14 protein-coding genes are annotated in these 22,184 nt (G+C 72.2%); 7 read left to right on the top strand and 7 right to left on the bottom strand.

Going from position 1 to position 22,184, the window contains the following annotated elements; genetic code table 11:
- Positions 1-19: 19 nt before the first annotated feature.
- The gene (locus A5481_RS05535; protein ID WP_048437161.1) at positions 20-1,471 is read left to right on the top strand and encodes an NAD(P)-binding domain-containing protein; all 1,452 of its coding nucleotides are present in this window, start codon (positions 20-22) and stop codon (positions 1,469-1,471) included.
- A 6-nt stretch (positions 1,472-1,477) separates the two neighbouring features.
- Here the strand turns inward: A5481_RS05535 and A5481_RS05530 are convergent, their stop codons facing one another.
- On the bottom strand, positions 1,478-2,605 hold the full coding sequence (locus tag A5481_RS05530) for a glycosyltransferase family 2 protein (RefSeq protein ID WP_053082594.1): 1,128 nt from the start codon (positions 2,603-2,605) through the stop codon (positions 1,478-1,480).
- 209 nt (positions 2,606-2,814) lie between these two features.
- Positions 2,815-4,200, bottom strand: a complete 1,386-nt coding sequence (locus tag A5481_RS05525; protein ID WP_082172975.1) for an NAD(P)/FAD-dependent oxidoreductase — start codon at positions 4,198-4,200, stop codon at positions 2,815-2,817.
- A gap of 355 nt (positions 4,201-4,555) precedes the next feature.
- Here A5481_RS05525 and cysK point away from each other — a divergent pair, with 355 nt between their 5' ends.
- Positions 4,556-5,536 (top strand): cysteine synthase A, encoded by a 981-nt coding sequence (gene cysK, locus A5481_RS05520; RefSeq protein WP_048432576.1) that lies wholly within the window; start codon positions 4,556-4,558, stop codon positions 5,534-5,536.
- A 43-nt stretch (positions 5,537-5,579) separates the two neighbouring features.
- Here cysK and A5481_RS05515 read toward each other — a convergent pair whose 3' ends face one another.
- Together A5481_RS05515 and A5481_RS05510 are read right to left on the bottom strand one after the other, a co-directional pair.
- Entirely contained in the window at positions 5,580-5,882 is a 303-nt protein-coding gene (locus tag A5481_RS05515) for a hypothetical protein (protein ID WP_048432575.1), read from the bottom strand.
- A 161-nt stretch (positions 5,883-6,043) separates the two neighbouring features.
- Positions 6,044-6,508: an Lrp/AsnC ligand binding domain-containing protein gene (locus A5481_RS05510; protein ID WP_048432574.1), complete on the bottom strand. Its 465-nt coding sequence runs from the start codon at positions 6,506-6,508 to the stop codon at positions 6,044-6,046.
- 120 nt (positions 6,509-6,628) lie between these two features.
- On the opposite strand from A5481_RS05510, the gene putA reads away from it, so the two are divergent.
- On the top strand, positions 6,629-9,718 hold the full coding sequence (gene putA, locus A5481_RS05505; protein WP_048432573.1) for a bifunctional proline dehydrogenase/L-glutamate gamma-semialdehyde dehydrogenase PutA: 3,090 nt from the start codon (positions 6,629-6,631) through the stop codon (positions 9,716-9,718).
- Between the two features lie 315 nt (positions 9,719-10,033).
- Here putA and yddG read toward each other — a convergent pair whose 3' ends face one another.
- On the bottom strand, positions 10,034-10,975 hold the full coding sequence (gene yddG / locus A5481_RS32155) for an aromatic amino acid exporter YddG (RefSeq protein ID WP_082172974.1): 942 nt from the start codon (positions 10,973-10,975) through the stop codon (positions 10,034-10,036).
- 222 nt (positions 10,976-11,197) lie between these two features.
- Here yddG and A5481_RS32150 point away from each other — a divergent pair, with 222 nt between their 5' ends.
- Together A5481_RS32150 and A5481_RS05500 are read left to right on the top strand one after the other, a co-directional pair.
- Complete coding sequence (locus tag A5481_RS32150) at positions 11,198-11,971, top strand: helix-turn-helix domain-containing protein (protein ID WP_082172973.1); 774 nt, start codon at positions 11,198-11,200, stop codon at positions 11,969-11,971.
- 331 nt (positions 11,972-12,302) lie between these two features.
- On the top strand, positions 12,303-12,665 hold the full coding sequence (locus A5481_RS05500) for a hypothetical protein (RefSeq protein ID WP_048432572.1): 363 nt from the start codon (positions 12,303-12,305) through the stop codon (positions 12,663-12,665).
- Between the two features lie 61 nt (positions 12,666-12,726).
- Here A5481_RS05500 and A5481_RS05495 read toward each other — a convergent pair whose 3' ends face one another.
- Complete coding sequence (locus tag A5481_RS05495; RefSeq protein WP_048432571.1) at positions 12,727-14,475, bottom strand: carbamoyltransferase family protein; 1,749 nt, start codon at positions 14,473-14,475, stop codon at positions 12,727-12,729.
- Positions 14,476-14,707: 232 nt separating this feature from the next.
- Between A5481_RS05495 and A5481_RS05490 the strand changes: the two genes are divergently transcribed.
- Positions 14,708-18,253 carry an AsmA family protein gene (locus A5481_RS05490; RefSeq protein WP_064503816.1) on the top strand — a complete coding sequence of 1,182 codons (3,546 nt, stop codon included), beginning with the start codon at positions 14,708-14,710 and terminating at the stop codon, positions 18,251-18,253.
- A 23-nt stretch (positions 18,254-18,276) separates the two neighbouring features.
- On the opposite strand, the gene A5481_RS05485 is transcribed toward A5481_RS05490, so the two are convergent.
- A complete protein-coding gene (locus A5481_RS05485) occupies positions 18,277-19,527 on the bottom strand; it encodes a NupC/NupG family nucleoside CNT transporter (protein ID WP_048432569.1) in 1,251 nt (416 codons plus the stop codon).
- Positions 19,528-19,713: 186 nt separating this feature from the next.
- Between A5481_RS05485 and A5481_RS05480 the strand changes: the two genes are divergently transcribed.
- A complete protein-coding gene (locus A5481_RS05480) occupies positions 19,714-22,089 on the top strand; it encodes a caspase family protein (RefSeq protein ID WP_064503826.1) in 2,376 nt (791 codons plus the stop codon).
- Positions 22,090-22,184 lie beyond the last annotated feature (95 nt).

Below are 22,184 nucleotides of genomic sequence, written 5' to 3'. Positions count from 1 at the left end.
GCGAGGGAACGGGCGAGGCATGGATATCCACCAGGACGACGCGGCCGTGAAGGGTCTGACAGCGCTCGCCGCCGAGGTGCGCCGCGACCTCGCCCGCCTGAATCATCCGCCCGCGCCCTGGACCCTGCCGGTGACCGGCCCGGACGGGCGCCCCGCCCTCGACGTGCTGGTGGTCGGGGCCGGCATGTGCGGGCAGACCGCCGCCTTCGCGCTCCTGCGCGAAGGGGTCGCGAACCTCCGGGTGATCGACCAGGCGCCGCGCGGCGCGGAGGGGCCGTGGGGCACCTTCGCCCGGATGGAGACCCTGCGCTCGCCCAAGCACCTGACGGGTCCCGATCTCGGCATCCCCTCCCTCACCTTCCGGGCCTGGTGGGAGGCGCAAGCCGGCGAGGAGGGCTGGCGCGCCCTCTACAAGATCCCCCGCCTCGACTGGCTGCGCTACCTGCTGTTCGTGCGCGACACCGCCGGCATCCCGGTCGAGAACGACACCCGCCTCGTGCGGCTGTGGCCGGCGGGTGGGCTGATCGGGGCGGAGATCGAGGGACCGGGCGGCCCCGAGACGGTCCATGCCCGCAAGGTGGTGCTGGCCTGCGGCCGCGACGGCTCGGGCGGGCGGCGGATGCCGGCCTTCGCGCGGGGCGGCGAGGGACGCCTGTTCCATTCCTCCGACCCGATCGACTTCGCGCGCTTCCGCGGCGGCCGGGTCGCGGTGCTCGGCGCCTCCGCCTCGGCGATCGACAACGCCGCGACGGCGCTCGAGGCCGGCGCCGCCGCGGTGACGCTGTTCGTGCGCCGGGCGTACTTCCCGCAGGTCAACAAGTCGAAATGGGCCGCCTTCCCGGGCTTCCTGCGCGGCTACGCCGCCCTCGACGACGCCCGGCGCTGGGCCTTCACCACCGCCCTGATGGGCGAGGGCACGCCGCCGCCGCACGAATCGGTCCTGCGCTGCACCCGCCACCCCAACTTCGCGGTGCGTTTCGACGAGGGCTGGACCGGGATCGCTGAGGCGCCTGACGGTTTGGTGATCGAGACGCCCAAGGGGCGCTACCCGGCCGATGCCGCCGTGGTGGCGATCGGCTTCGACATCGACCTGACCCGGCGCCCGGAGCTGGCGGAGTTCCGCGACGCGGTGCTGACCTGGGGCGAGCGGGTCGCCCCGGCCGAGGCGGCGGCGCATCCGGAAGCCGCGCGCTTCCCCTATCTCGGCGACGGCATGCAGATGCTGGAGCGGGAGCCGGGCCGGCTGCCCGAGCTCGGCCTGCTGCACGTCTTCAACTGGGGCGTCACCCTGAGCCACGGGGCGCTCGCCGGCGACATCCCGGGCCTCGGCATCGGGGCGACGCGGCTCGCCCAGGCGCTGGTGCGCGACCTGTTCGTGTCGCAGGCCGACGCGCATTTCCCCCGCATGATGGCGCACGAGGATGCGGAGCTGGAGCCGACGCCGTTCTTCGTGCGGCGGGAGGCGCGGTGAGCCCGCTCAGCCCCGCTCGATGATCCGCAGCTGGATCTCGGGGTAGCGCGCCACGATCTCGTCGGTCGGCGTGCTGAAGATCGTCCGGTGGAGGGCCATGGCGCGCAGCACGCCCCGGAACTGGGGCAGCGCGAACCGGCGCGAGAGCAGGTCCTTGGCGAACTCCGCCACGAGGCGGCGCAGCAGCATCAGGCGGTACTGCATCCGCTTTGCCGGCAGCATCCGCGAGTGGCGCTTGAGGAAGAACGCCAGGTTGAGGAGCTGCAGCGTGATGACGGTCTTGCGCGGCAGGCGGCCGCCCGAGATCTGGAAATGGTGCAGCCGCGCGCGCCGGGCCAGCACCAGGGCACCGTGGCGTGCGATCCGGTGGCAGAAATCGGCGTCCTCGAGCGCCGCGTAGTGCCGCAGGCTCGGGTCGAACGGCTCGCGCCGGGCGATGTCGACCCGCACCGTCAGGGCGTAGCCCGAGATGCTGCGGACCGGGACGGCGTCGTCCGGCGAGACGGTGGCGGGAAGCGCGAGCGGCGGGAAGCCGAGCGTGTCGTAGGGCACGAAGGTCTGCTCGTAACCCATCATCAGCACGTGGCGGTAGACGAAGCGCCCCGCCGCCGACCGCGCGACGGCGGCGCCGAACCCGCCTCTGGCATGGCCGGTGACCTTCAGGCTGAAGTCGCGCGAGCGGGCGGTCGGGCTCGCCTCGACCCCGCAGGCGCCGACCGCCGCGATCGCGCCGGCCTCGTCCTTCTCGTAGACGGCGAGGATCTCCGCGGCGCAATCGTCGTACATGAAGGAATCGTCGTCGATGAGGAAGACGACGTCGGCGCGGACCAGCTCCATCGCCTGGTTGCGCTGCATCGTCAGCGACTTGATCGCCGCCCGACGGTAGTGCAGCGGCACGCCGGAGGGCCCGGCGAGGTCCACGACCCGATCGCGGTTCACCGCCCAGTCGTCGCTCGCATCGACGACGACGATGCCGACCGGCGGGCGCGATTGCAGCAGCGCGAGGCGGATGCATTCCAGGAGCGCGTCGCCCCGGTTGCAGGTGGAGACCGCGAGGGCCCAGGACAGCGGGGTCCGGGCCGGCGACGCGCGGGACGCCGACGCCTGGGACGGCGGGATGCTGGAGGGTGACATGCTGGTGCTGTCCGCTCGCGGTCCGGTCCGGCAGGATGCGCGCAGGCTCTCATGGCGGGGGCCGTGCCGGCGAGCGGTAGGCGCCTACGGCCTTCGAGGGAGGCCCCGCCCCGCCGATCGGCGTAGGCGCGCCCGGCCCCGGTGCGGCCGGGCGACCGGTGGGACCGCAGGCCGGACGGGGCGCGCCGTCGCGGTTCTCGTTCGGGGCGTCACGGCGGGGGGATGCGGCCCGGCGGGGTGCCGCGGATCAGCGCCATCACGGCCTCGTCGCGCTCGGAGATCAGCCGGGCGCCGCGCTGGAAGCTCAAATAGGCCCAGAGCCAGCGCAGGGTGACGACGAGCCGATTCTGGAAGCCGACCAGCAGGTAGATGTGGGCGACGCCCCAGACCAGCCAGGCCAGGATCCCCTTGAGCTTGACGCGGTCCCACTGCACCACGCCGGAATTGTGCCCGATGATCGCGAGGTTGCCGCGGCTGCGGAAGCGGAACGGCGTCGGTGCCGTCCCGTGCAGGATGCGGTCGCGCAGCGCCCGGCCGAGGTAGCGGCCCTGCTGGTCGGCGACCTGCGCGAGGCCCGGCAGGGCCGAGCCGTCCTCGGCCTTGGCCATCGCGAGGTCGCCCAGCGCGTAGACCCCCGGGCGGCCGAGGACCGCGAGGTCCGGCCCCACCGGCACGTGGCCCTGGCGCGTCGTCTCGATCCCGAGCCACTCCCCCGCCGGCGAGGCGCGCACGCCCGCGCCCCAGACGATCGTGGCGGCCGGGATCAGCTTGCCCTGGACGGTGACGCCCTCCTCGGACACGTCCTCGACGGCATGGTCGGTCAGCACCGTGACGCCGAGGCGCTCGAGCGCGCGCTTCGCATAGGCCGACAGATCCTCCGTGAAGGTGCCGAGCACCCGGGAGGCGGCCTCGATGAGCAGGATGCGGGCCTGCTTCGGGTCGATGCGGCGGAAATCCTGCGACAGGGCGTGGTGGGCGAGGCCCGCGATGGCGCCCGCCATCTCGACCCCGGTTGGCCCGCCGCCGATCACCGCGAAGGTCATCAGGCGGTCGCGGGCGGCCGGATCCTCCTCGCGCTCGGCGGCCTCGAAGGCCAGCAGCACCCGGGCGCGGATGCGGCGGGCGTCGTCGAGGGTCTTGAGGCCGGGGGCGTAGCGCTCCCATTCCGGGTGGCCGAAATAGCTGTGGGTGGCGCCGGTCGCCAGCACCAGCGTGTCGTAGGGGATGCGGGTGCCGTCGCGCAGGCGCACCGCGCGCGCCTCCCCGTCGACGCCCACGACCTCGCCCATCAGCACGCTGACGTTGCGGTCCCGGCGCAGGATCGCCCGGATCGGCTCGGCGATCTCGCCCGGCGCGATCACCGCGGTCGCGACCTGGTAGAGCAGCGGCTGGAACAGGTGGTGGTTGCGCCGGTCGATCAGCGTGACGGCGATGCCCTCGGCCCCGCCGAGGCCCCGGGCCGTGGTGAGCCCGCCGAAGCCGCCGCCGACGATCACCACCCGGTGCGGCCCGGCCTCCCCCGGCGGCGACCGCCCCGGCCCGCCGGTCGCGGCCGGGGCGGCATCGAGGGCGGTGCGGTGCAGGGGCTCGGACATGCGGCTCTCTTCGACGGTACGGGCGGCTCGCGACGCGCCGGTCGGGGACGGGCCGGTGGGACACTCGCCCGTCGGGAACTCGCCCGTCGGGGACTTGTCGAACCGGCCCTCTCCCCCAAGGTTACGGGTCCGGCGCCGGGCGAAAAGCCCCCCACTGGTCCCCCCTCGCCGCCGCAGGCGCGCCTGGAATCAACCGGAAGGCGCGGGCACCGTTCCAGCAGGCCTCGGTTGCACTTCGAAGCCCGGGACGGCGTAATTCACAGTCGAAATCTGTATAATCCGGTATACCTCGACGGCAGACCGGATTTCCGCTACCCGTGCGGCGGACGACCCATCCTCGAGGGAGAGACACACCATGGCCGACGCTACCGCCACTTCGGAGACCGGCCGCCGGATCGGCCACGGCCGGGTCTACGAGTCGATCACCGAGACCATCGGCAACACCCCGCTGGTGCGCCTCAACCGCCTCGCCAAGGAGCGCGGGATCGACGCCGAGATCCTGCTGAAGCTCGAGTTCTTCAACCCGATCGCCTCGGTGAAGGACCGCATCGGCGTCAACATGATCGACGCCATGGAGGCCTCCGGCGTCCTGAAGCCCGGCGGCACCCTGGTGGAGCCGACCTCCGGCAATACCGGCATCGCGCTCGCCTTCGTGGCCGCCGCCCGCGGCTACCGGCTGATCCTGGTCATGCCCGAGACGATGTCGCTCGAGCGGCGCAAGATGCTGGCCTATCTCGGGGCCGAACTGGCGCTGACCCCCGGCCCGCAGGGCATGAAGGGCGCGATCGCCAAGGCCGAGGAACTCCTGAAGGAGATCCCGGGCGCGATCATGCCCCAGCAGTTCAACAACCCGGCGAACCCCGAGATCCACCGCAAGACCACCGCGGAGGAGATCTGGAACGATACGCACGGCCGGATCGACGCCTTCGTGGCGGGCGTCGGCACCGGCGGCACCATCACGGGCGTCGGCCAGGTCATCAAGCAGCGCCTGCCGTCGCTGCACGTCGTCGCGGTCGAGCCGGAGGATTCCCCGGTCCTGTCCGGCGGCCAGCCCGGCCCGCACAAGATCCAGGGCATCGGCGCCGGATTCGTGCCGGGCGTGCTCGACCGCGGCGTGATCGACGAGGTGGTGACGGTCTCCAACCAGACCGCCTTCGACACCGCCCGCCTGCTCGCCCGGGTCGAGGGCATCCCCGGCGGCATCTCGACCGGCGGCAACGTCGCGGCGGCGCTCGAGATCGCGGCCCGGCCGGAGTTCAAGGGCAAGCGGATCGTGACGGTCGCCTGCTCGTTCGCCGAGCGCTACATCTCGTCGGCCCTGTTCGAGGGCCTCTGAGGCTTTCCGGGGCGGGGCCGCACGGCCCCGCCTCATCGACCGCTCAGGCCACCAGCTCAGGCCGGCGCTCGCCGTGGTGCTCCTCCTCGCAGGCGCCCCGGCGGAACAGGGCGGCGCAGCGCGACTCGCGGTGGACGCTGAGGATCGAGGCCCGGTCGATATCCGGGTTGTCGGCGAGGATGCGGCGGACATCCTCGACGAGGCGGCCGTAGCGGCCGGCGTCGTAGCCGCTCTCGAGCGGGCTGACCGCGATGTAGGCCTCGACGACCAGCACCTTCTCGGATTTCTCGCGCGAGACTTCCGCGGCGATCCAGGCTGATTTCACCAAACGGTTCGGATTGACCATCGGCGTACCTCCGTCCTCGTCGGGCCGCTCTCTGGCGGCTCAGTCACGCGAGACTGCGACATGTTGCGCCCGGTGCCAACTCTGCAGGAGCTGCAAAGCTCCGTTATGTCGCAGCCGCGCCATGCCCGCCGCGCATGGAACGCGGTGATCGGAGCGGCGGATCAGAGCGGCAATACCCCCTCGCTCTTCACCTCCTCCATCACCGCGTAGGTGCGGGTGTTGTTGACCCCCGGCAGCGACAAAAGTCCCTCGCCGAGGAAGCGGCGGTAGGCCGGCATGTCGGCGACGCGGGCCTTGACCAGGTAGTCGAACCCGCCTCCGACCATGTGGCATTCCAGCACTTCCGGTGCGCGCCGCACGGCCGCGGCGAAGCGCGCGAAGGCGTCGGGCGTGGTCTTGTCGAGCGAGACCTCGACGAAGACGAGCAGGCTCAGGCCGAGGCGCTGCGGATCGAGCCGCGCCCCGAACCCCGTGATGACGCCGTCCTTCTGCAGCCGGCGCAGCCGCTCGCCGGTGGCGGTGGGCGACAGGCCGACCCGTTCGGCCAGCTCCACGTTCGGGATGCGGCCCTCGCGCTGGAGGATCTTCAGGATCTGCCGGTCGACCCGGTCGAGCGTGTCCGTCATTCTCGCTGCCAAAACCCGATTTTGCCGCCGATCCTGCGGCCGAACCCGGATATGCGCCATCGAAGCGCGGCGAAAGGCCGAATAGGCTGACGATCGTCAGCCCCGTCCGGACTCGCCCCGATGCCCACCCCGCTCCCCGTCTTCCACGCGCCGTACGCCGCCGACGACGCCGTCCTCGCCCGCGCCTTCCTGGAGCGGGGTGGCCTGCCGCCCGAGCGCGAGGCCCGGGTCGATGCGCTGGCCCGCGACCTCGTCGGGGCGATCCGGCAGGAGACCGGGGGCCTGGGCGGCGTCGAGGCGATGCTGCGCGAATACTCGCTCTCGACCAAGGAGGGCCTCGCCCTGATGGTGCTGGCGGAGGCGCTGCTGCGGGTGCCCGACGCCGCCACCGCCGACCGCCTGATCGAGGACAAGCTGCGCTTCGGCGGGTTCGAGCAGCACGCCACCCGCTCGGACGCCCTGCTGGTGCGCTCCTCGGCCTGGGCGCTCGGCCTCTCGGCCCGGATCATCCAGCCCGGCGACACGCCGGAGGGCATCCTGGCCGGTCTCGCCAAGCGCCTCGGGCTTCCCGCCGTGCGCCAGGCCGCCCGCCAGGCGATGCGGGTAATGGGCGGGCATTTCGTCCTCGGCGAGACGATCGAGGCGGCGCTCAAGCGCTCGGCCAGCGGACAGGGACGGCTCTACCGCTACTCGTTCGACATGCTCGGCGAGGGCGCCCGCACGGCGGAGGACGCGAAGGCCTACGCCGCCTCCTACGCCGCCGCCATCGAGGCGATCGGGCGCGCCGCCGGCAACAAGCCGCTGCCGGACCGGCCGGGCATCTCGGTCAAGCTCTCGGCGCTGCATCCGCGCTACGAGGCGGTCGGTCGCGACCGGGTGATGGCGGAGCTGGTGCCGGTGCTCCTGCGCCTCGCGCAGGCCGCGAAGAGCTACGACCTCAACTTCACGGTCGATGCCGAGGAGGCGGACCGGCTGGAGCTCTCCCTCGACGTGATCGCCGCCGTCCTCGGCGATCCCTCGCTCGCGGGTTGGGACGGCTTCGGCCTCGCGGTCCAGGCCTACCAGAAGCGCTGCATCCCGGTCATCGACCACGTCGCGGATCTCGCCGCCCGCCTCGACCGGCGGCTGATGGTGCGCCTCGTCAAGGGCGCCTACTGGGACACCGAGGTGAAGCGGGCGCAGGAGCGGGGACTTCCCGATTTCCCGGTCTTCACCCGCAAGAGCATGACGGACCTGAGCTACCTGGCGGCGGCCGAGCGGATGCTGGCCCACCGGCCGCGGCTCTTCCCGCAATTCGCCACCCACAACGCACTCACCGTCGCGGCCATCGTCGAGCGGGCCGGGCCGGAAGCCGGAACGTACGAGTTCCAGCGCCTGCACGGCATGGGCGAGGCGCTCTACGCCCGGCTGCTCGCCAGCGTGCCCGGCGCGGCCTGCCGCACCTACGCGCCGGTCGGCGGCCACCGCGACCTCCTCGCCTACCTGGTGCGGCGGCTGCTCGAGAACGGCGCCAACTCGTCCTTCGTCTCCCAGGCCGCCGACCCGGCGGTGCCGGTGGAGAGCCTGCTGCGCCGCCCGGCCGAGAGCGTCGGCAATCCCGACCGCGCCCGGCACGCCAGGCTCCGCCGCCCCGCCGAGCTGTTCGCGCCGGAGCGGGTCAATTCCGCCGGGGTCGAGTTCGGCGACCGGGCGGCCCTGGAGCGCCTGACGGACGAGGTCGCCGCCGCCCGCGGACCGGCCGAGGCCGCGCCGGTGATCGACGGCGCCGTCCAGGCCGGCACGCCGCGCGACGTCGCGAGCCCGAGCGATCCCAGCCGGATCGTCGGCACCGTCGCCGAGGCCTCGCCCGAGATCGCGGCCGCCGCGATGCGGGCCGCCCGCAAGGGGGCCGCCGCCTGGGGCAAGGTCCCGGCGGAGCAGCGCGCCGCCGCCCTGGACCGGGCCGCCGACGCGATGGAGGCCTCCCGCGGCCGGCTGATCCACCTGCTCCAGGACGAGGCCGGCAAGACCCTCGACGACGCGGTGGCGGAGCTGCGCGAGGCGGTGGATTTCTGCCGCTACTACGCGGTGCAGGGGCGCACGCTCTTCGGCGCGCCCCAGGTCCTGCCGGGCCCGACCGGCGAGAGCAACCGCCTCGGCCTTCGCAGCCGCGGCGTGTTCGTGGCGATCTCGCCGTGGAACTTCCCGCTCGCCATCTTCGTCGGCCAGGTCGCCGCGGCGCTGATGGCCGGCAACGCCGTGGTGGCCAAGCCCGCCGAGCAGACGCCGCTCGTCGCGGCGGAGGCCGTGCGCCTGCTGCACCGGGCCGGCATCGCGCCGGCGGCCCTCCACCTCGTGCCCGGCGACGGCGCGGTCGGGGCGGCGCTCGTCGCGCACCGGGACGTCGCCGGCGTGGTCTTCACCGGCTCGACCGAGGTGGCGCGCCACATCAACCGGGCGCTCGCCGCCAAGGACGGCCCGATCGTGCCGCTGATCGCCGAGACCGGCGGCATCAATGCGATGCTGGTCGACGCCACGGCGCTGCCCGAGCAGGTCGCCGACGACGTCGTCACTTCCGCCTTCCGCTCCGCCGGTCAGCGCTGCTCGGCCCTGCGCCTGCTCATGGTGCAGGAGGACGTGGCCGACAAGGTGATCGGCATGGTGGCGGGCGCCGCGCAGGAACTGCGGCTGGGCGATCCGCGCGACCCCGCCACCCATGTCGGCCCGGTGATCGACTCCGAGGCCCGCACCCGCCTCGACCGCCACGGCGCCGCGATGCGCCGCTCCGCCAAGGCCCATTACGTCGGCGAGGTGCCGGGCGCGGGCCATTTCGTGGCGCCGCAGATCTACGAGATCGCCGGCCCGGACGCCCTGACGGAAGAGGTGTTCGGGCCGATCCTGCACGTCGCGCGCTACAAGGCCGCCGATCTCGACCGGGTGCTCGAGGCGATCGAGGCCACCGGCTACGGCCTGACGCTCGGCGTGCATTCCCGCATCGACGCCACGGTGGAGCGGGTGGTGGCGCGGCTTTCCACCGGCAACGTCTACGTCAACCGCAACATGATCGGCGCGGTGGTCGGCGTGCAGCCCTTCGGCGGCCACGGCCTCTCCGGCACCGGCCCGAAGGCCGGCGGGCCGCACTACCTCGCGCGCTTTTCCACCGAGCAGACCGTGACGGTGAACACCGCCGCGGCGGGGGGTGATGCGGCATTGATCGCGATGGAGGGGTGAACCAGCCTAAAATCTCGCCAAGAGCCATTGATCTTCGGAGCATAGCAGAAACTGCATTCGACGTTGCAAACGATGGTCGAAAATGTGTGAGCCCATGTGCCTTGGGCGCGGACGCGCGCGCCAGACGAATGATAATTTTGGAGATAGCGATCCATATTCGGCAATGCAAAATTTGGCAGCGGCATCAAGTTTAATCTGCTTGGCAAATCTTTATTGTTAGATAATATGCTCATGCAGTTAGAAACGGAGAGCCTATCTGGAAGAAACATAAGTAAATCGAGGGCTCTTCGAATTGCCGGAAGACAGGACCGCATCTCAAACTCCGTTACGGTTGGCTTGTCCGAAGGGAAATCTTTTCCGATCCAAGGTTGCGATCACGGCTCCGACGACGATCAGAAGCGTCGCCACGACGATGGCCCAGTGAGGCGCTGTCCATCCGGCGGCGATCAATAGAAGCGTTGAGAAAAGAGGAGATAAATAAGACAAAGCGCCAATGGTCGACAATCTTCCGTGCTTCGTAGCATAATCCCAAGCAAAAAATGCCAATCCGGTGGGTCCCACGCCGAGCAACATCACCGATATCCACTGGGAGATCGTGGGAAAAACGGTGCTTTCCGTCATGAGATGGATCGGTAGCGCGGCCAGAGCGACGAGACCGCACACACCACCCATGATCTCGCTCGGAACATCGGCGTAGCGTCGATTGATGACGGAATATCCCGACCAAACCAACGCACATAACAAAGCGGCAGCATAACCACCATAATTCCATGTTCCGCTCAAAGGGACGGACTGACCGAGGATCGCGACCGCACATCCGCCGAATCCGAGCGCCGCGCCGACTAAATGCTTGGGTTGAAATGTTTTCCGTTCTACAAAAATCGAAAATATAACGATCAGTAGTGGCCATAGATAAGCAAGCAGACTTGCCTCCGCCGGCGGCGCAGATTGTAATGCGAAAAAATACAAAGCATGATAAAAAAATATTGCAGCGAATTTGAACGCCCATACTTGAGCCGATTGTCTCCAAAGCCGAAATGAAGCGCGCCCTCTCTTAAATAAGATCGCTAAACTCGATAGAAACGCAATGAAAAAACTTAGAAATAGTAGTTGAAATGGCGGAATATTTCCAGAAAATTTGGTCAGCAGCGCGAGAGACGACCAGAGGACGATCGCAACGACACCGATACCGGTCGCCGTGCTCTGCGCCTTGGTGCTTTCCAGCGGCTGGGTCGAGTAAATATTCAATTTGGCCATGTCTGTCGAACAGGTGATTGCCCCGCCATTCGGTATCAGGCTGTGCCCCATTTGGCGGCGGCAAAAGCCGCAAATCGATTGATCGATCCTGCAAATGTATGGCAGCGCGCCGGTGCGAAATTTATGGGATACACCTTTCCGTGCGCCGCGAGCGAAGCTGGAAAGTCATTTCGAATGGTGATATGTTGTAAAATCCCGCAATAATTTTAACGTGACATCAACATGAACACCGATTTTGACGGCTTAAGTGTTGAGTGCAGGCGGTATGACGCCAGCGTGGCCGAACATAGGCACGATTATCACCAAATAGTTTTATCTAATTGCGGAAAAATGGAGATCGAAATCGAGGGCTGCTCTGGTATGATAGACCAGGGCCAGGGCGCATTCATCGCATCAAGCGACCGGCACGAATTCTGTTGCGTCGATGGCGGCATGTTTTTGGTGTTGGATATCTCAGATGGCCAATCAATCGGCCTATGCCACGACCCCGACGCATTCGGGCATCTTACCGATCGCAAGTTTTTTCGGGTCGACGACAAAATCAGACATCTGGCGAGCTATGCTTCTGCAAAAACCATGAATAAAGATCAATCCCTCGCTCGCAAGGCCTGGGCAACGTTGATCATTTCTGAGCTTGTCGATTTTTCAAAATCTCAACTTTCCATGAAAGCACGGTCAATTCACAGGGCGCTTGAATATATTGACGCAAATTTTTCACGAAAGATCGCCGTGTCGGCGATTGCCAAAGAAACCGGAGTCAGCGAGAGATCCCTTCATTCGCTTTTTGTCGATCATCTGAACACAACACCGCATTCGTACATCGTTGCAAAGCGCATCGAATACGCAATGCTTCTTCTGAAAACGACACAAAAAACGGCGCCTGAAATCGCCTCCCTGTCCGGATACGCCGACCAGAGCGCCTTGTCCCGAAGCATGCAGAAACATCATGGAGTAACACCGGCGCAGTATCGCCAGCTGACGCGCCGAACCGATTAGCCCGGCGACGCCGATCTCGCCGTCGCCGTCTCGACCTGTCGCCTCGCCGATCGGGTCTCCGTCCAAAGCCAGTGTCGCGCTCGACAGCGCTGTCGAGGCAGGCCTTTCGTCGATCCGCCCCCGCCACCGTCACCCGAAATACACACCCCCGGCCGAACCGCGGGCATACCCGGAAATCGCCGCAAACCGGCGTCAGGTCTCGGCCTCGACGGCGCGAGGCTTTCGTCGGCCCCGGGCCGTGTCGTCCGGCGCTCGTCCGGGCGGCAAGCTTGGCACTTCGTTAAGCACTCACTCGCATTCTCGCGCCAACACCCTTCGGGAGATCCTCAGCGTGCGCGCTCTGACCCTCAACGGCCTTCCGCGCCTCGGCGCGGGCGCGGCGCTCGTCGCCGCCCTCTTCGTCACCGCAGCGCCCCAGGCCCAGGCCCGCGACAATGTCGGCGCGGCGATCCTCGGCGGCGCGGCGGCCGGCGTCCTCGGCGGCGTCGCCGCCGGCGCGATCATGAACGGCGCCCAGGCGGCTCCCCCGCCGCCCCCGGCCTACGTCGTGCCGCCGCCGCGCCGCGTCTACGTCGAGGAGCCCGAGACCGTGATCGTGCGCCCGCGCCGCGGCCCGATCTGCCACTTCGAGCGCCGCAAGGTGTGGCTCGACGACGAGTCCTTCACCTACAAGCGCGTCGAGGTCTGCGAGTAACCGCAGACCCTCCCGCACAGGACGATCAGGGGCCGGCACCCGGGGACGGGGCCGGTCCTTCTCACGTCTTCACCCCGTCCTTCACCAGGATCCAGTCCTCGATCACCACCGCGTCGAGCCCGGTGGTCGAGAACATCAGGATCGCGTCCTCGGCGGTGTGGAGGATCGGCTTGCCCATCACGTTGAAGCTCGTGTTGAGCAGGATCGGCACGCCGGTCCGCTCGGCGAAGGCGCGGATCAGGGCGGCGTAGGCCGGATTGCGCTCCGGCGTCACGCTCTGGAGCCGCCCGGTGCCGTCCTCGTGGACCACCGCCGGCACGCGGGCCCGCATCTCGGGCCGCCAGACCAGGGTGCGCTCCATGTAGGGGCTGTCCTGGTAATCCGCGAACCAGTCCGGCCCGGCCTCGGCCAGGATCGAGGGCGCGAAGGGCCGGAACGCCTCGCGGTACTTCACCTTGCCGTTCAGGATCGCCTTGGCGTCGGCGGGGCGCGGATCGGCCAGGATCGAGCGGTTGCCGAGCGCGCGCGGCCCGAACTCCGCCCGCCCCTGGACCCAGCCGACGAGGCCGCCCGCCGCCAGGATGGCGGCCGCTTCCTGCGTCACCCCGTCATGGCCGAGACGGCGCAGCCGCGGCTCCCAGTCGACCATCCGCTCCAGCGGCTCGGTCGAGACGCGCGAGCCGAGATAGGGGCTGGCGAGCGCCCCAGGGCCGGTCCAGTCCGGGTTGTCCTCCCCGAAGGCGAGCCAGGCCGCACCCAGCGCGTTGCCGTCGTCGGCCGGGGCGGAGGGCACGTGCAGCTGCCGGAAGTCGCTGCGCGCGAGGAGCCGGCCGTTATACGACGAGTTCAGCGCGCAGCCGCCGGTGACGACGAGGTTCTCGTGGGGGGAGAGCCGCCACGCCTCGGCGACCAGCGCGTCCATCATCTCCGAAAAGATCGCCTGGCCGCAGGCCGAGAGGTCGGCCCAGCCCTCCTCGTCGGCGTCGGCCGGGCGCAAGGTCCGGATCTCCTCGGCCACCGCCTGCACGGTGGCGGCGTCGGAGAAGCGCAGGCGGCCGTTCTCGATCCGGTAGAGCCGGCGGAGTGCGGCCATCAGCCCGGGCTCCTGCCGGCCGTAGGGCGCGAGCCCCATGATCTTCCATTCCTCGCCCTTGGCCTGGTCGAACCCGGCGAGGTCGGTGACGAGGCCGAAGAAGAAGCCGACCGATTCGCGCCCCCGGTGGCGCTTCACTTCCCGAAGGCGCCCCGCCTCCATCCGGTAGATCGCCGAGGCGCCGGTCTCGCCCATGCCGTCGACGACGAGGCAGGTGGCGTCCCGGAACGGCGAGCCCCACAGGCCGTAGGCGGCATGGGTCAGGTGGTGGGGGTAGCGGCGCAGGGCCGCGATCGTCGAGCGGCCGCCATGCGCCCGGTCGAGGCCGAGCAGCGTGCCGTAGCCGGCCCTCCCCTGCGCCAGCGCCAATTCGGCGATGAAGGTGCGCTCGGACCGCTCGGGCACCAGCGAGCGGTTGAGGGCGGGGGAATGCGCCCGCAGGGCGTCGAGACCGAAGGCGCCGGTCGTCGCCTGGTCGGCGAGGTAGCGGCTGAACGCGGGGCCCCAGGTCGTGGCGATCACCAGTTCGGCGCCGGGCGGCAGGTGGGCCTTCAGCAGGCCGGCCATGCGGGGCGCCGAATCGGGCTCGCAGTTCGGGGCGCGCTTGTACTGCAGGTAGCGCTCGGTCGCCTCGGCGAAGAGCACCGTGCCGTCCGGCCCGACCAGGGCGAGGGCCGGGTCGTGGAAGGTGGTGGCGAGGCCGAGATAATAGCGCATCGGATCCGTCTGTCGTCTCACGCCGCCGCCTTACCAGCGTCGGCCGGGCCTGTCAGGCCGGGCCCGGCGTTGCCCGCGCGCATCGGCGGGCGGCTCTCCCTGCGTGATCGCCCCGGATTTCGCCCACGTTTCCGGTGCCGATATGCTAGCGCTGTCATCGGGGTACGGCCCGTCGGGCCGTCGACGGAACATGAGGCGGCGCTCTCCTCGCGGGGCGGCACGGAAGCTCAAGGTGCGCGACATCCTGACCGCCCTGGCGGGCCTCGTCATCCTGATCCTCGCCGCGGCCCTGGTCGCGCCGCCCTTCGTGCCGTGGGAGGCCTATCGCGGCACCGTCGACGCGGCGCTCGGCCGGTCGCTCGGCGTCGAGGCCCGCAGCGACGGCCGCCTCGAGATCCGCCTCCTGCCCTCGCCGCGGCTGCGCATCGACCATCTGGTGCTCGCGACCGGGCGCGACCGGCCCTCCCTCGACGCCCGCTTCGTCAAGGCCGAGATCGCCCTGACGCCGCTCCTCTCCGGCGAGATCCGCTTCACCGAGACCCGCATCGGCCGCGGCGAGGTCACCCTGCCGACGACCGAGGCCGGTGGTTTCGTGCCGCCGCCCCGCCTCGGTGAGACCCGCGACCTGGCGGTCGAGGACCTGCGGGTGTCCCAGCTCCTCGTCACCACCCGGGTGCCGGCGACCGGGCGCACCGACCAGGTCTATGCCGAGGACGTCCGGCTGTCCGCGCCGCGCCTCGCCGGCCCGTGGCGGGCGGAGGGCAACGTCGAGGCGGTGCCGTTCCGCCTCACCACCGGGGCGCCCGGCCCGGACGGGGTCATTCCCGTCAAGCTCGGGGCCGGCGGCGACACGGTGCCCCGCCTCGACCTCGACGCCCGGGTGAGCTTCGCCCCCGGCCCCGAGGGCGGCGGGGTCCCGGAGGCCGCGGGCCAGGCCCGCCTCGTCGTCGGGCCGCCGGCCCAGGTCGCGGGCGCCGCCCTGCCGGTCTCGGTGCAGGGCGGGTTCAAGGCGAAGGGGCGGCTCGCCACCTTCGAGGCCCTGGCCGTCGAGGTGCCGGGCGAGGTGCCGCTGCGCTTCACCGGCCGCGGCAGCCTCGACCTCGCGGCGGCGCGGGCGACGATGAGCCTGGAGGCCCGCCGCCTCGACCTCGACGGCTTCCTGATGAGCGCCACCGGGCAGGCGCTCCTCCGCAAGCCCCTGTCCCCCGCCCTCCTGCCGGGCACCCTCGCCCTCGACGTCGCGGTCGACAGCCTGACCCTCGCCCGGGAGGAATGGACCGGCGCGGCCTTGAGCACGACGGTGCGGCCCTCGGGCGCCCTCGCCGTGCGCCGCCTCTCCGGCACGGCCGCCGGCGGACTGGCGCTGGCGCTCTCCGGCGACGTGACGCCGAGCGGCGGCTTCTCGGGCCACGCCGCCCTCGATGCGCCGGCCTCGGACCGGCTCGCGCGCCTCCTCGACCGTCTCGGCCTCGGCGGTCCCCTGCTCGGGCTCCTCGACGGCAGGCCGTTCTCGGCCGCGGCCGACGTGGCGGCGGCCCTGCCGGTATTCTCGCTGCGCAACGCCCGGGTGGCGCTCGGCGGCGCGAAGATCACCGGCTCGGCCCGCTACAGCCCGGCCGGGCCCGACCAGGCCCGCCCGCGCTTCGACGCCCAGGTCATCGCCGACGGGCTCGACGTCGCGGAACTGCCGCCGATGCGCGGCGCCATCGCGGCCCTGCACGACCACGATGTCGGCCTCACCCTCCTCGCCCGCGACCTGCGCTACGGCCCGACCGGGACGAGGACCGGCGAGATCGCCGCCAGCCTGCAATCCGAGGGCGCCGCGATCCGGCTCGACAGCCTGGAGGTGCGCGACCTCGCCGGCGCCCGGGCCAGCCTGTCGGGGCGGATCGCCGCCGACGGCACCGGCCGCATCGCCGGGCGGGTGAGCGCGCCGGTGGCCGCCCCGCTGGTCGACCTCACGGCGCGCACCTTCGTCGACGAGGCGCGGCTGCTGCCGGGCTTCCTGCGCGACGGCCCGGTCGCCCTCGACGTGACGCTGGAGCGCGATTCCGGCGCCGAGGACGCTCCCCTGCGCGGCGAGGCCCGCGGCAGCGCCGCCGGCGGCCGCCTCGCCCTGACCCTCGCCGCCCGATCCGGCCGGCTCGAGCGCCTGGATGCGCGCCTCGACGGCGTCGCCTCCGGCCGCTGGCTCGGCCGCCCGGACGATCCGGCCCTCGCCGGGCCGGCGAGCGTGCATCTCGCCGGGCGACGGGCCGAGGCGGGCGCTCGCGACGACGACCGGCCCTTGAGCCTGACCCTCGACGCCGCGATCGCCGGGGCGACGCTCGGCACCGCCCGGCCGCTGCTCCTGCCCGCCGCGGGCGGTCCGTTCCAGGACGGCGTCCTGACCTTGGCCTCGCCCGACCTGCAGCCGCTCGCCGGCCTCCTCGGCCGGCCTGCGACCCCGCCGGAGCCGGTGCCGGCGCGGCTGAGCCTCGGATTCTCCCGCAGCGGCGACACCCCGCGCCTCGCCGTGACCGGCACGCTCGCGGGCGCGGCCGTCGACGCCGCGCTGACCCGCCCGGCGGGCGGCGACGTCTCCGGCAGCGTCTCCCTCGAGCGGCTCTCCCTGCCCTGGCTCGCCGACGCCCTGGTGCTGAACGGCGGCGCCGCGCCCGCCGGCCCGGAAGCCTGGAGCCCGGCCCGGTTCGGCCCCGCCCCCGCGCCGCCCGTCGTCGGGCAGGTCGCCATGACGGTGCGTCGCCTCGATCTCGGCCGCGGCCTCGCGGCGGAATGGGCGCGGTTCGCGCTCGGGCTCGGGCGCGACGGCCTCGCCATCCGCGACTTCTCGGCCGGCCTCGCCGGCGGGCGGTTGTCCGGCAGCGTCACCCTGGCGCGCCAGGGCACCCAGGCGACGGTCTCCGCCGAGGGCGGCCTGACCGCGGCCTCCCTCGCCGCGCTCACCGGCGGCGAGGCCGTGCGGGGGCAGGTCGGGATGCGCCTGCGCCTCGGTGCGGCGGGCGACAGCCCGGCCGCCCTCGTCGGCAACCTCGCCGGCAGCGGCAGCCTCGACCTCGCCGGGCTGACCCTGCGCGACCTCGATCCGGCCGCGATCCAGCGCGCCCTCGCCCGGCTGCTGACCGAGGAGGACCCGCTGCGGTCCGGCCGCGTCGAGCGGGTGGTGTCGGAGGAGCTCGACCGCGGGCCGCTGGTCGTCGCCGGGCCGGTCTCGGTGCCGGCCTCGATGGTCGGCGGCGTGCTGCGCACCGGCGCCCTCACCCTCGATCTCGGGCCGGCGACCTGGACCGGCCTGATCCAGGTCGACGCGAGGTCCCTGCGCCTCGACGTCCGCGGCACCCTCGTCGCCACCGCGACGCCCCGGGCCTGGACGGCCCCGGCGCCGGCCCTCGGCCTGGCGCTGGTCGGGCCCCTGGCGAAGCCGCAGCGCGAGCTCGACCTCGTCCCGCTCGCCAACGTGCTGGCGGCGGTGGTGCTGCAGCGCGAGCTCGACAAGATCGAGACGGTCGAGGCCGACCGCACCGAGCTCGCCCGCCGCCGCAGCCGCCTGGAGATGGACCGCGCCCGGGCCGCCGAGGAGGCGCGGCAGGCCCGGCAGCGGGCGGAGGACGCCGCGCGCCAGCGGGCCGAGGAGGCCGCCAGGGCCGCCGAGGCGGCCCGCGCCGCGGAAGTCGCCCGCGCGGCGGAGGCGGCCCGCGCGGCCGAAGCGGCGCGCCAGCGGGCCGAGGAGGAGGCGCGCCGCCAGGGCGCCGCCGCGCCGGAGACCGCGAACCCGTGACGGGTCCGCGCGGGGCCGTCACCTCACGCCCCGATGAAGACCCCGGCGATCGCCGCGCTCGTCAGGTTCGACAGGGTCCCGGCGAGGATCGCCCGCAGGCCGTAGGCGGCGACCTCGGACCGGCGCTCGGGCACCAGGCTGCCGAAGCTCGCGAGCTGGATCGCGATCGACGACAGGTTGGCGAAGCCGCACAGCGCGAAGCACAGGATCGCGGTGCTGCGGGTCCCGAGCTCGCCGCTCTTCAGCACCGGCGAGAGATTGGCGTAGGCCAGGAACTCGTTGAAGGCGAGCTTCTGGCCGATGGCGCCGCCGACGAGCGTCGCCTGGTCCCACGGCACGCCGAGGAGCCAGGCCAGCGGCGCGAGCGCGACGCCGAGCATCCCCTCGATCGAGGCGCCGGGCGCCCCGACGAGGCCGCCGGCATAGGCCACGATCCCGTTGACGAGCGCGATCAGCCCCACGAAGGCGATCAGCATCGCGCCGACCGCGACCGCGACGGCAAGGCCCTTCTGGGTGCCGTCGGCGGCGGCCTCGATCACGTTGACCGCCCGGGTCTCGCCGAAGGTGACCCGCATCGTCTTGACCCGGCTCGGCTCGGTCGAGGGCACCAGGATCTTGGCGTAGAGGAGCCCGCCGGGGATCGCCATGAACGAGGCGGCCAGCAGGTACGGCATCGGTACCCCGAGCGCGGCGTAGCCGGCGAGGATCGAGCCGGCGGTCGAGGCCGCGCCGCTCGTCATCACGGCGAACAGCTCGGCCCCGGTGAGGAGCGCCAGGAACGGGCGCAACGCCACGGCGATCTCGCTCTGGCCGATGAAGATGGTGATGACCGCCGAGAAGGTCTCGATCCGCGAGGTGCCGAGCACCCGCTGCAACGCCGCCCCCAAGCCCCGGGCGAGGGCCTGCATCACGCCGAAGTGATACAGCACCGCGATCAGCGCCGAGACGTAGACGATCTGCGGCAGCACCCGCAGGGCCAGCACGAAGCCGCCGCCGCCGAACAATTCGAACATCTTCGGTTCGACGAGGCCGCCGAACAGGAACGCCGTGCCCTTGTCGCCGTAGGACAGGACCGCCTGGACCGCGTCGGCGACGGCGCCGAGCGCCGTGCGGCCGGCCGGCCAGAACAGCACCAGGGCGCCGAGGGCGACCTGCACGGCGAGCGCCGACAGCACCACCCGCGGCCGGATCGCCCGGCGGTCGGTCGAGAACAGCACCGCGACCGCGATCAGCAGCGCGATGCTGGCGGCGGCGTGGATCAGGCGGTCCGGCATCAGGTCTTTCCCCATCGTCAGGTCCCAGCAAGCCTGATGCCGCATCGTTCAGTGCCGGTTCAAGCGCGACGGTTCGTGATGCGGCCGGCCATCGTGCTGCCCGGAACGGCGGCGATGTGCTGTGACACCTCGTGGGTGCGCGCGAACCCGGCGCCCCCGCTCGCCAGCCAACGGGAGGGCAACGCCATGCCGCCGCTCCGCCATCCGGTCCTCGCCCTGGCGCTGGCCCTCGCGGCCCTCGCCGGCCTCGCCGCCGCCGCCCTCCCGGCGGCCGCCGCCCCGGCCGAGCGCCGCATCGCCCTCGTCGTCGGCAACGGCGCCTACGCGGCAGGCGCCCTGCCCACCGCGGCCAACGATGCCGGCCTCGTCGCCCAGACCCTGCAGGCGACGGGGTTCGACGTCGTCGGCGCCCGCGACCTCGACGAGGATTCGCTGCGGCGGAGCTTGCGCGACTTCACCGACAAGGCCGCGGCGGCCGGGCCCGACACGGTCGCCTTCCTGTATCTCGCCGGCTACGGCCTGCAGCTCGAGAACGAGGCCTATTTCGCGCCGGTCGACGCCCGGATCGAGACCGCCTCCGACGTGCCGCTCCAGGCCTTGCGGGTCTCGGACTACGTCAAGCGTCTCGCCGCGCTGCCGCTCAAGGCCCGGTTCGTGGTGCTCGACGCCGCCCGGACCGCACCGTTCCGCCTCAGGGGCGATCCGCTCGCCGGCGGCCTGCCCCTGGTCGAGGCCGAGCCCGGCAGTCTGATTGCGTACAACGCCGCGCCCGGCACCGTCGGCCCGGCCGAGACCGGGCCCTACGGTGCCTACGCGCTGGCCCTCGTCGAGATGATCCGCGAGGGGGGATTGGCGCCCGCCGCCCTGTTCGAGCGGGTGCGCCTGCGGGTCGCCGAGACGACGCGAGGGGCCGAGGTGCCGTGGAGCGCCTCGCGGATCGACGCGCCGTTCGTCTTCCTCGAGCGGGAGGCCGGGGCGCCGTCGCTCGCCGGGTTCGATCCGCCGGCAAAGCCGCTCGGCGAGATCGGCGCGCGGGAGGCCTACGCCGCCTGCCTCGGGCGCGACACCCTGCCGGCCTACGAGGAGTTCGTCGCCGCCTACCCGCGCGATCCGCTGGCCCGGCGCGTGCGGGCGATCATCGCGGCGCGGCGCGAGGCCCTGACCTGGCGCCGCAGCGCGCTCGCCGACACGCGGGAGGGCTATTGGTCCTACCTCGCCCGCTATCCCCGCGGCCCCCACGCCTGGGATGCCCGCCGGCGCCTGTCGGCGCTCGCCGCCGCCTTCGAGCCGCCGGCGGATTACCGGGTGCTCGCCTACGACGTGCCGCCGCCGCCGCCGGACGAGGTCGTCTTCGTCGAGCGGCCGGCGCTCTACCTCGACGATCCGGTCTACGCTTTGCCGCCGCCGCCGGTCGTCTTCCTGCCGCCGCGCCCGACCGTGCTGGTCGAGCTGGCCCCGCCCCCGCCCCCTCGCGAGGCCTACATCCTGCCGGTGCCGGCCTACGTCCCGGTGCCGACCTACGTGGTCGCGCCGCCCGCCGTGGCGCCGCCGCCGAACCCGGTGCTGTTCCAGAACCTCCACGTCACCGCCGTCACCGTCGTCAACGGGCACACCCCCGATCCCGCGCAACCCGGGACGGCCCGCTTCGGGGCGCCGGTCGTCGGCGCCGTGGCGGGAGCGGCGCTCGGGGCCGCTGCGGCACGGGTCGCCCTGCCGCCGGCTCTCGCCCAGAAGGCCGCCCTGCGCCCGGCGCCCCAGGCGGCTCCCGGCCAGCCGGGGCTGGGACAGATCCCGCGCGCGACCGGGCCGATGGGCGGCCCGCCCCCGGGCGCGACTGCCCTGCGGCCGAGCCTGCCCGGGCAGATCCCGCCCCAGGCACCGGCCGGTTCCCGCCCGAACCCCGCGCAGGCGCTGCCCGGCGCGGGCGGCACCCCGCTGCCGGCCCTCGCCGCCCGCCCGGGCGCCGCCGCCGGTGCGCCGCCGGCCGGCCGGCCGGTCGGGCTCGGCCAGATCCCGCCGGCCGCGGCATCACCCGCCGGCCCACCTCCGGCCGCGCCCCGGCCCGCGCCTCCCGCCGCCCTGGCCGCCCGCCCGCCGCAGGCGCCGCCGTCCGGTCTGCCGCCCGGCGGCGAGCGTCCCCCGGTCGCGCCCTTGCGCAGCGTGCAGCCGATGCGGCCGGCGCCGGTCCAGGACCTGCGCCAAGTCCCCCGCCAGGCGGTGCGACCCCCGCTCGCCCAGCCGCCCCGCATGGCCGCGCCCGTCCGCGCGCCGCGGCCGGATGACGGCCTGCAGCGGATGCGGATGGAGCAGGCGGCGCGCCAGCAGGCGCAAGCCCAGGCCCGCCAGCGCGTCGAGGCGCAGCAGATGATGCAGCGCCAGCAGCAGCAGGTGCAGGACGCGATGCGGCGCCAGCAGGCCCAGGCGATGCGCCAGCCTCAGATGATGGCGCCGCGTCCGCAGCTGATGCAGCCGCATCCACCGCAGGCCGGCCCGCGCCCCGCCCCCCACGCGCCGCCCCCGGGCCGCGGCTGCGGCCATCCGGGCGCGCCGCCCTGCCGCTAGAGCATTTTCCGACGAAGTGGATACAGGTTCGTCTCAGAAAATGCGGCAAAAGCAAAGACCTAGAGAGCTTCGCGATTGCAACGCGATCGTGAAGT

Origin of the sequence: Methylobacterium platani (genome assembly GCF_001653715.1) — a bacterium.
In the GTDB taxonomy this organism is placed as follows: Bacteria; Pseudomonadota; Alphaproteobacteria; order Rhizobiales; family Beijerinckiaceae; genus Methylobacterium; species Methylobacterium platani.
Note: the sequence above shows the minus strand (reverse complement) of the source record. Positions and strands in the feature narration are given on the sequence as shown.

What these genes read in the sequence shown, in the direction of transcription:
- A5481_RS05485 (WP_048432569.1), bottom strand. Translation starts at nt 19,527, where the DNA reads ATGCCGGACCGCCTGATCCACGCCGCCGCCAGCATCGCGCTGCTGATC.
- A5481_RS05525 (WP_082172975.1), bottom strand. Translation starts at nt 4,200, where the DNA reads ATGTCCGAGCCCCTGCACCGCACCGCCCTCGATGCCGCCCCGGCCGCG.
- A5481_RS05480 (WP_064503826.1), top strand. Translation starts at nt 19,714, where the DNA reads ATGCCGCCGCTCCGCCATCCGGTCCTCGCCCTGGCGCTGGCCCTCGCG.
- yddG (WP_082172974.1), bottom strand. Translation starts at nt 10,975, where the DNA reads ATGGCCAAATTGAATATTTACTCGACCCAGCCGCTGGAAAGCACCAAG.
- A5481_RS32150 (WP_082172973.1), top strand. Translation starts at nt 11,198, where the DNA reads ATGAACACCGATTTTGACGGCTTAAGTGTTGAGTGCAGGCGGTATGAC.
- cysK (WP_048432576.1), top strand. Translation starts at nt 4,556, where the DNA reads ATGGCCGACGCTACCGCCACTTCGGAGACCGGCCGCCGGATCGGCCAC.
- A5481_RS05495 (WP_048432571.1), bottom strand. Translation starts at nt 14,475, where the DNA reads ATGCGCTATTATCTCGGCCTCGCCACCACCTTCCACGACCCGGCCCTC.
- A5481_RS05535 (WP_048437161.1), top strand. Translation starts at nt 20, where the DNA reads ATGGATATCCACCAGGACGACGCGGCCGTGAAGGGTCTGACAGCGCTC.
- putA (WP_048432573.1), top strand. Translation starts at nt 6,629, where the DNA reads ATGCCCACCCCGCTCCCCGTCTTCCACGCGCCGTACGCCGCCGACGAC.
- A5481_RS05530 (WP_053082594.1), bottom strand. Translation starts at nt 2,605, where the DNA reads ATGTCACCCTCCAGCATCCCGCCGTCCCAGGCGTCGGCGTCCCGCGCG.
- A5481_RS05510 (WP_048432574.1), bottom strand. Translation starts at nt 6,508, where the DNA reads ATGACGGACACGCTCGACCGGGTCGACCGGCAGATCCTGAAGATCCTC.
- A5481_RS05515 (WP_048432575.1), bottom strand. Translation starts at nt 5,882, where the DNA reads ATGGTCAATCCGAACCGTTTGGTGAAATCAGCCTGGATCGCCGCGGAA.